This is a genomic window from Aeromonas sp. R4-1, from assembly GCF_040908325.1.
In the GTDB taxonomy this organism is placed as follows: Bacteria; Pseudomonadota; Gammaproteobacteria; order Enterobacterales; family Aeromonadaceae; genus Aeromonas; species Aeromonas veronii.
The window spans coordinates 1-6,459 of the sequence record NZ_JBFODM010000044.1; the positions used below are offsets into that span (position 1 = coordinate 1).

At 60.4% G+C, this 6,459-nt stretch carries 8 protein-coding genes; 4 read left to right on the forward strand and 4 right to left on the reverse strand.

The features are described 5' to 3' along the window. Positions 1-25: 25 nt before the first annotated feature. On the reverse strand, positions 26-1,273 hold the full coding sequence (locus tag AB5Y90_RS07405; RefSeq protein ID WP_368166756.1) for a DEAD/DEAH box helicase: 1,248 nt from the start codon (positions 1,271-1,273) through the stop codon (positions 26-28). A gap of 218 nt (positions 1,274-1,491) precedes the next feature. Then, positions 1,492-1,956, reverse strand: a complete 465-nt coding sequence (locus AB5Y90_RS07410; protein WP_257124394.1) for a hypothetical protein — start codon at positions 1,954-1,956, stop codon at positions 1,492-1,494. A 198-nt stretch (positions 1,957-2,154) separates the two neighbouring features. Here AB5Y90_RS07410 and AB5Y90_RS07415 point away from each other — a divergent pair, with 198 nt between their 5' ends. Beyond that, the gene (locus AB5Y90_RS07415) at positions 2,155-3,063 is read left to right on the forward strand and encodes an S-adenosyl-l-methionine hydroxide adenosyltransferase family protein (protein WP_368166757.1); all 909 of its coding nucleotides are present in this window, start codon (positions 2,155-2,157) and stop codon (positions 3,061-3,063) included. A gap of 106 nt (positions 3,064-3,169) precedes the next feature. Here AB5Y90_RS07415 and AB5Y90_RS07420 read toward each other — a convergent pair whose 3' ends face one another. Continuing rightward, on the reverse strand, positions 3,170-3,730 hold the full coding sequence (locus AB5Y90_RS07420; protein WP_257124396.1) for a carbonate dehydratase: 561 nt from the start codon (positions 3,728-3,730) through the stop codon (positions 3,170-3,172). 203 nt (positions 3,731-3,933) lie between these two features. Here AB5Y90_RS07420 and AB5Y90_RS07425 point away from each other — a divergent pair, with 203 nt between their 5' ends. From AB5Y90_RS07425 to AB5Y90_RS07435, 3 genes are all read left to right on the forward strand, one after another. Further along, the gene (locus AB5Y90_RS07425; RefSeq protein ID WP_368166758.1) at positions 3,934-4,575 is read left to right on the forward strand and encodes a ribonuclease; all 642 of its coding nucleotides are present in this window, start codon (positions 3,934-3,936) and stop codon (positions 4,573-4,575) included. Between the two features lie 72 nt (positions 4,576-4,647). Then, the gene (locus tag AB5Y90_RS07430) at positions 4,648-4,926 is read left to right on the forward strand and encodes a Pathogenicity locus (protein WP_069554988.1); all 279 of its coding nucleotides are present in this window, start codon (positions 4,648-4,650) and stop codon (positions 4,924-4,926) included. After that, positions 4,923-5,969 (forward strand): NAD(P)H-dependent flavin oxidoreductase, encoded by a 1,047-nt coding sequence (locus AB5Y90_RS07435; protein ID WP_368166759.1) that lies wholly within the window; start codon positions 4,923-4,925, stop codon positions 5,967-5,969. The genes AB5Y90_RS07430 and AB5Y90_RS07435 overlap by 4 nt, the downstream gene beginning before the upstream one ends. A gap of 217 nt (positions 5,970-6,186) precedes the next feature. Here the strand turns inward: AB5Y90_RS07435 and AB5Y90_RS07440 are convergent. After that, positions 6,187-6,459 (reverse strand): hypothetical protein (locus AB5Y90_RS07440; protein ID WP_368166760.1); only part of this gene is annotated, 273 nt, incomplete at its 5' end.

The following is a 6,459-nucleotide window of genomic DNA, read 5'->3' on the forward strand; positions in this document are numbered from 1 at the left end:
TTTTTTATTGGCGGTGCTGGGCGGCTTAGCGTTTGCCCTTGCCACCCTTGCTGCCAGCGAGGGCCTGCTTTCTGGCTCGCTGCTTCTGGGCCGCCTTGCTGTTGCGGCGCGGCTCGGGCTCAAAGCGGGTGAGATCCGGCTCAAAACCGGGAAACCACTGCTGGGGCAAACGGGTGTCGAGCACCGCTTCCACCTTCTCCAGCAGGGGCGCATCTTCCGGGCTGAACAGGGTAATGGCGAGCCCCTTGTTGCCGGCGCGTCCGGTGCGACCGATACGGTGGACGTAATCTTCTGCCACAAACGGGAACTCAAGGTTAATCACGTAGTTGAGATCCGTGATATCGAGGCCGCGGGCTGCCACGTCGGTGGCGACCAGCGCCTGCAGGGTGCCGGCGCGAAACTCCAGCAGCACCTTCTCCCGCGCGCTCTGCGACAGATCGCCGTGGAAGGCGAGCGCATTGATGCCCGCCTTGCCAAGCTGCTGGGCCAGTTTGTCGGCCCCCTGCCGGGTGCGGCTGAAGATAAGCGCCGGAGCCCACCCCTTCACTTTCAGCATATGTTCGACCAGCGCCAGCTTGCGATCGCTATCCACGGTATAAACCCGCTGCTCCACCTCGGCTGCCGTGGTATTGTGCGGCGCCACCTCGATAAGCGCCGGGTCGCGCAGCAGCACCTTGCTCAAGGCAAACAGGTTGTCATCGCAGGTGGCGGAGAAGAGCAGGGTCTGGCGATCCGCCGGGATCTGTTTGAGCAGCGCCTTGATCTCGTCCATAAAGCCCATGTCGAGCATGCGGTCAGCCTCGTCAAACACCAGATGGCGCAGCGCCGCCAGACTCAACGCCCCCTGTCGCAGATGATCGAGCAGGCGGCCCGGGGTGGCGATCAGGATATCCACCCCGGCTTGAAGCGCCGCTACCTGCGCCGCGATACTCACCCCGCCGTAGACCTGGGTGCTGGTGAGACCGGTGCCTTGACCGTAGCGCGCCACACTCTCGGCGACCTGCACCGCCAGCTCGCGGGTCGGCACCAGCACCAGCGCGCGGATCGGGCGGGGCTCTGCTTGTGGCTGTTGTAGCAACTGCTCCAGCAGCGGCAGCACAACGGCGGCGGTTTTGCCTGTGCCGGTCTGGGCGCCCGCCATCAGATCCCGCCCCGCCAGAATGACCGGAATGGCGCGGGCCTGAATGGGGGTTGGTGCGGCATAGCCGAGCTCGCTCAGGGTCTGCTGCAGACGGGGGGAGAGGGCCAATTCGGCAAAAGAGGCAATGGACATAGAGGGCACCAGTCGGGGTTATCGCGGCCTGCGGCCACGATGCAGTGAGTGATCGTGGCCGCGATGGTAACAGAAGCAGGGGGAGCGGCAGAAGGCGATGATGAGCAAGGGTGCATAGCTCCCGGTTTTGCATGCCGCGCATGGCGGTGGCGCAGGGCCTCGTCGCCGCGCTTCTGTTTTACCGCGAGTCTGCAGTGCAAGGGGCATCAGCCATGACACTACTCTACGATCAGCACGCTCTCACTGGCCAGATGGTGCAGCCACTCCCTGACGATCAGCAGCACGGCGGCAAAGTGCTCGTCGCGGGGCAGCAAGCTGGCGGCGAGGGGATCCCCTTCCGCCATGGCGGCCAGCTGGCCAAAGGCTTGCTCCACCAGATCCCGGTCGAGCTGGTTGTCCCCCAGCGCTTCGGCCAGTGAGGGTTGGCTGCGCAGGGTCAGCTGCAAGCCGGGCGGGATCTGCGGGGCGATGCGCATCAGCTCATCCTCCACCACCATGATGGCCCGCTCCAGTTCGAGCGGGGTGGGCGGCGCGTGGCGAAACGGTCCTGGCTGGATGGCGTGGGTGCCAAAGGCCAGCGGGTAGCGTGACGGAGCCGCATCTGGCTGGCTCAGCCAGAGCTGACTGCTCTGTTCACCAATCTCCAGTAGCAGTGTCATCATCTCCGGTACGGGTTGTGTCATGGTGCTGAGCCCCTGTATTGTAAACGTTTTCCCATTCTGCCTTTGATACCCCCGCCGCCGACGTTTGGCGAGCACAATTTCTGCGAGTCGTCCCTCACTTTGTTGCAAACCCCTTGCAAAAAAATCCATTAGTGGCAGTCTGGATGTCTAAATGGCTGTCGCTGTTTCGTTATCCTCAGATGATTCAGGAGTTCAGATATGGATATTCGCACCGCTCCCCGCGCCATCGCGCTCGCCCTCATGCTGGCTAGTGGCATCGCCGTCGCCAACGAAGCGCTAGTGATCCAGACCGATTTTGGTCTCAAAGATGGCGCCGTGTCGGCCATGAAGGGGGTTGCCTTCGGGGTGGATCGCACCCTGCCGCTCTATGACCTGACCCACGAGATCCCGGCTTACAACATCTGGGAAGCCTCCTACCGCCTCTACCAGACCCTGCAGTATTGGCCCAAGGGGACTGTGTTTGTCAGCGTGGTGGATCCCGGTGTCGGCACCGAGCGCAAATCAGTAGTGCTCAAGACCAGGAGCGGCCACTACATCGTGACCCCGGACAACGGCACCCTGACTCTGGTGGCCGAGCACTTCGGCATCGATGCGGTGCGCCAGATCGATGAGAAACTCAACCGCCTCAAGGGTTCCGAGAAGTCCTACACCTTCCATGGCCGCGATGTGTACGCCTATACCGGCGCACGGCTCGCCTCCGGCGCCATCAGTTATGAGCAGGTGGGCCCGCTGCTGCCTGCCGAAGTGGTTAAGATCCCCTATCAGCCTGCAGTAGCCGAGAAAGATGGCACCCTCAAGGGCACCATCCCGATCCTCGATGTGCAGTACGGCAACGTCTGGACCAATATCGACGATGCCTTGCTGACCAAGGCGGGGATCAACAAGGGGGATAACGCCTGCATCAAGATCCGTGAAGGGGATGTGGTCAAATATGACGGCAAGGCCCCTTACGTCAGCAGTTTCGGTGATGTGCCGGAAGGTCAGCCGCTGGTCTACCTCAACAGTCTGCTGCAGGTGTCGGTGGCGCTGAACATGGACAGCTTCGCTGCCAAGCATCAGGTGCAATCCGGTGCCAACTGGCATATCAGCCTGAAGAAGTGCTCCTGACCCGCACATATAGAAGAAGTGCTCCTGACCCGCATATATATAAGTAGAGATAGAAACAGCAACGGGCGCCTCGGCGCCCGTTTTGTTCTCTGGGAATACAGAGGGATCAGAACTCGTTGGAGAGCGCCTTGTACCCTTTGACCAGATCGATATTGGTGTGTGCCACGTCCTCGGAGAACTCGGCAGCATCTACCGAAACCCGCGGGATATGGGTCAGATCGCTCTGATGGTTGATGCGGGTGGTGGAGGGAACGTAGAACTCTGGCGGCAGATCGCAGCCATCGATCACCGAGTTGTGGCGCACCACGGCGCCGTCACCGACATGGCAGTTGAACAGCACGCTGTTGAAACCGATAAAGACCCGGTTCCCCACTTCGCATGGCCCATGCACGATAGAGCGGTGAGCGATGGAACTGTATTCGCCGATGGTGACGGCAGCGCCGGATTTGGAGTGGATCACTACGCCATCTTGGATATTAGAGTTGGCACCGATGACGATGGGTTCCATATCTCCACTCTCATCCACCTCGTCGGCGCGGATCACCGCGTAGGGGCCAACGAAGACATTCTCTTTGATGATCACCTTGCCGCAGATGATGGCGGTCTTGTCGATATAGGCGGATTCGTCGATGACAGGCAGATGGCCGGAGGGATTCTTGCGGATCATGTTACATCCTGTGGTTGCCAAGAGGGATTATCTGGTGGTGGACGAGGAGCCTACCGGTCGGTCAGCTTACCCCTGCTCGCCCTCTGGTGAAACCCCTGACTGGTCTGACCCTTGTCGCGCGGCGTCTCAGCATGGCTGTTTCCCGCCGCCAGAATATGGGAGCATGGCTTTCATCCCGAGTCGCGTTAGGTGGAGGTATAAAGATGAAGAAGATGATTGCCCTGTTGGCGGGTGGTTTGTTGCTCTCCTCGGCCGTGCAGGCCAAAGGGGAGGCGGGGGAGTTTGACTATTACGCCATGGCGCTCTCCTGGTCGCCCGAGCATTGCGCCGTCAAACCGGCCGATCGGGACCAGTGTTCCCGCAAGCTGGGCTTTGTGCTGCACGGTCTTTGGCCCCAGTACGATCGCGGTTACCCCAGCAACTGTACTCGCGAACGGCTCAATCCCGATATGGAGAGCGAGTTTGCCGACCTCTACCCCAGCCGTTTCCTCTATCGCCATGAGTGGGAGAAGCACGGTACCTGCTCCGGCTTGAGCCAGCAGGACTTCCATCAGCTGGCAAGCGACCTGCGCCAGAAGGTGAAGATCCCGGTGGCTTATCAATCCCCTGAAGAGCCGCTGCGCAAGAGCTCCTTCCAGCTTAAAGCCGATCTGGCGAGCGCCAACGAGTGGCTAGCCCCCGACAACATCACGGTGGCTTGCGCCGATGGTGGCCGCTTCCTGCGGGAGATCTACATCTGCGTCAATAAAGAGGGGACAGATGCGGTCACCTGCTCCGCCGAGATGCAAAAGCGCGAGCGCCGCTCCTGCGGTCAGCCGGATTTCCTGCTGCGCAGCGTGCGTTAAGCCTCCACTCTCTTCATCGGGCCCCTTGCGGGCCTGATGTGTAACCACGGTTATCAGAAAGGAGTCTGGCAGATGGATGGCAACAACCGGTTTGGCCCGCAAGAGCGGGCAATGCTGCTCGGGGTGAAAGGGGTAGGGCCGACCGTTATCGGGCGGCTCGAACAGCTGGGCTACCATACCCTGACCGGATTGGCCGAGGCCGACACCACCCATATCGTCCAGCTGGTGGCCAGCATGCTGGGCTCGACTTGCTGGCAGAACAGCCCGAAGGCCCGCAGTGCCATCGACGGTGCCATCGCACTGGCCCGCGCACATCTGGCGGCGGATGCGACAAACGGGGTGAATGGATGAGCCTCTTTACCGAACTGGGGATGCGATATCCCATCATTCAGGCGCCGATGGCCGGTGTGCAGGGCAGCGAGCTGGCGCTGGCCGTAACCCGAGCGGGCGGCTTGGGCTCCTTGCCTGCCGCCATGCTCACGCCAGCGGAGCTGCGCGGCGAATTGGAGTGCCTTTCCCAAAGCGGCCTTGGGCCATTTAACATCAACTTCTTCTGCCATCGGCAAGGGGAACCGGATCCCGTTGCTCTGGCCAGTTGGCAGCAGCGCCTTGCTCCCTACTACGCCGAGTTCGGCATACTTCCCCCAGCGGTCACGATGGCGCCAAGCCGTGCACTTTTCAATGAGGAGCATGCCGCCATGGTGGCCGAGTTCAGACCGGCGGTGGTTAGCTTTCACTTCGGCTTGCCCGCCCCCGAGCTGCTTGCCCGGGTGAAGGCTGCGGGGGCCAAGGTATTTGCCAGTGCTACCACGGTGGCGGAGGCTATTTGGCTTGCTCAGCACGGTGCCGACGCCATCATCGCTCAGGGATTGGAGGCGGGTGGTCATCGCGGTCATTTCCTCTCTGATGATCTCGCCTTGCAGCAGAGCACCTTGACCCTGCTGGCGCAAATCCTCGCGGCAACCGATCTGCCGGTGATTGCCGCTGGCGGTATCGTCGATGGCAAGGGGATCGCCAACGCGCTGGCAATGGGGGCGAGCTCCGTGCAGATGGGCACTGCTTTTCTCTGCTGCCATGAAGCGACCACCTCGGCGCTGCATCGCGCCGACATCCATTCACCAGAGGGCCAGCAGACGGCACTGACCAATTTGTTCAGTGGCCGTCCGGCGCGGGGGATCGTCAACCGTCTGATGCTTGAGTTGGGCCCGCTCTCGGATCTTGCCCCTCACTTCCCCTATGCCAGTGGCGCACTGGCACCGCTGCGTGCTGCCGCCGAGAAGGCGGGGGACAGTGGCTTCTCTCCGCTCTGGGCTGGCCAGAATGTAACGGGTTGCAGGGATCTTCCTGCCAGCGAGCTGATAGCGTGCTGGGTCAAAGAGGCTGGATTGGGATAAGCACTTCTATATATGCCTCATACGCCTTCTTATATAGAAGATGTCGAGGGCGCTGCGCGTTAGACGCGACAGTGCGGTGATGATGGATGAGTGCCTGTTCCCTTGTGAGGCGCTTATCCGGAGACAAAACCCCGCATTTTACCCCTGCCTGTGGATAAGTCTGTATAAAGGCTGTGTGTTGATATGAATAACTAATAAATTGCACTTTTTTGCAATTTTATTGCGGCAAAAGCTTGCCAATGTGACCTGGATCTCTATAATGCGCCTCCATCGACAGGGCAAGCGGCAACGCAGAAAGCCAAGTCGATAACCTCGAAAAGCCTTTGAAAATAAGGCTTGACTCGAGAAGGCGGTTGAGTAGAATTCCACTCCCGCAGCAACACATACTGTTGCGTCGCTCTTTAACAATTTGAATCAAGCAATCTGTGTGGGCACTCACAGCATCGAGCATCAAAAACAATTTTTGATTTTCAATGTCTGGTGAAGTGAC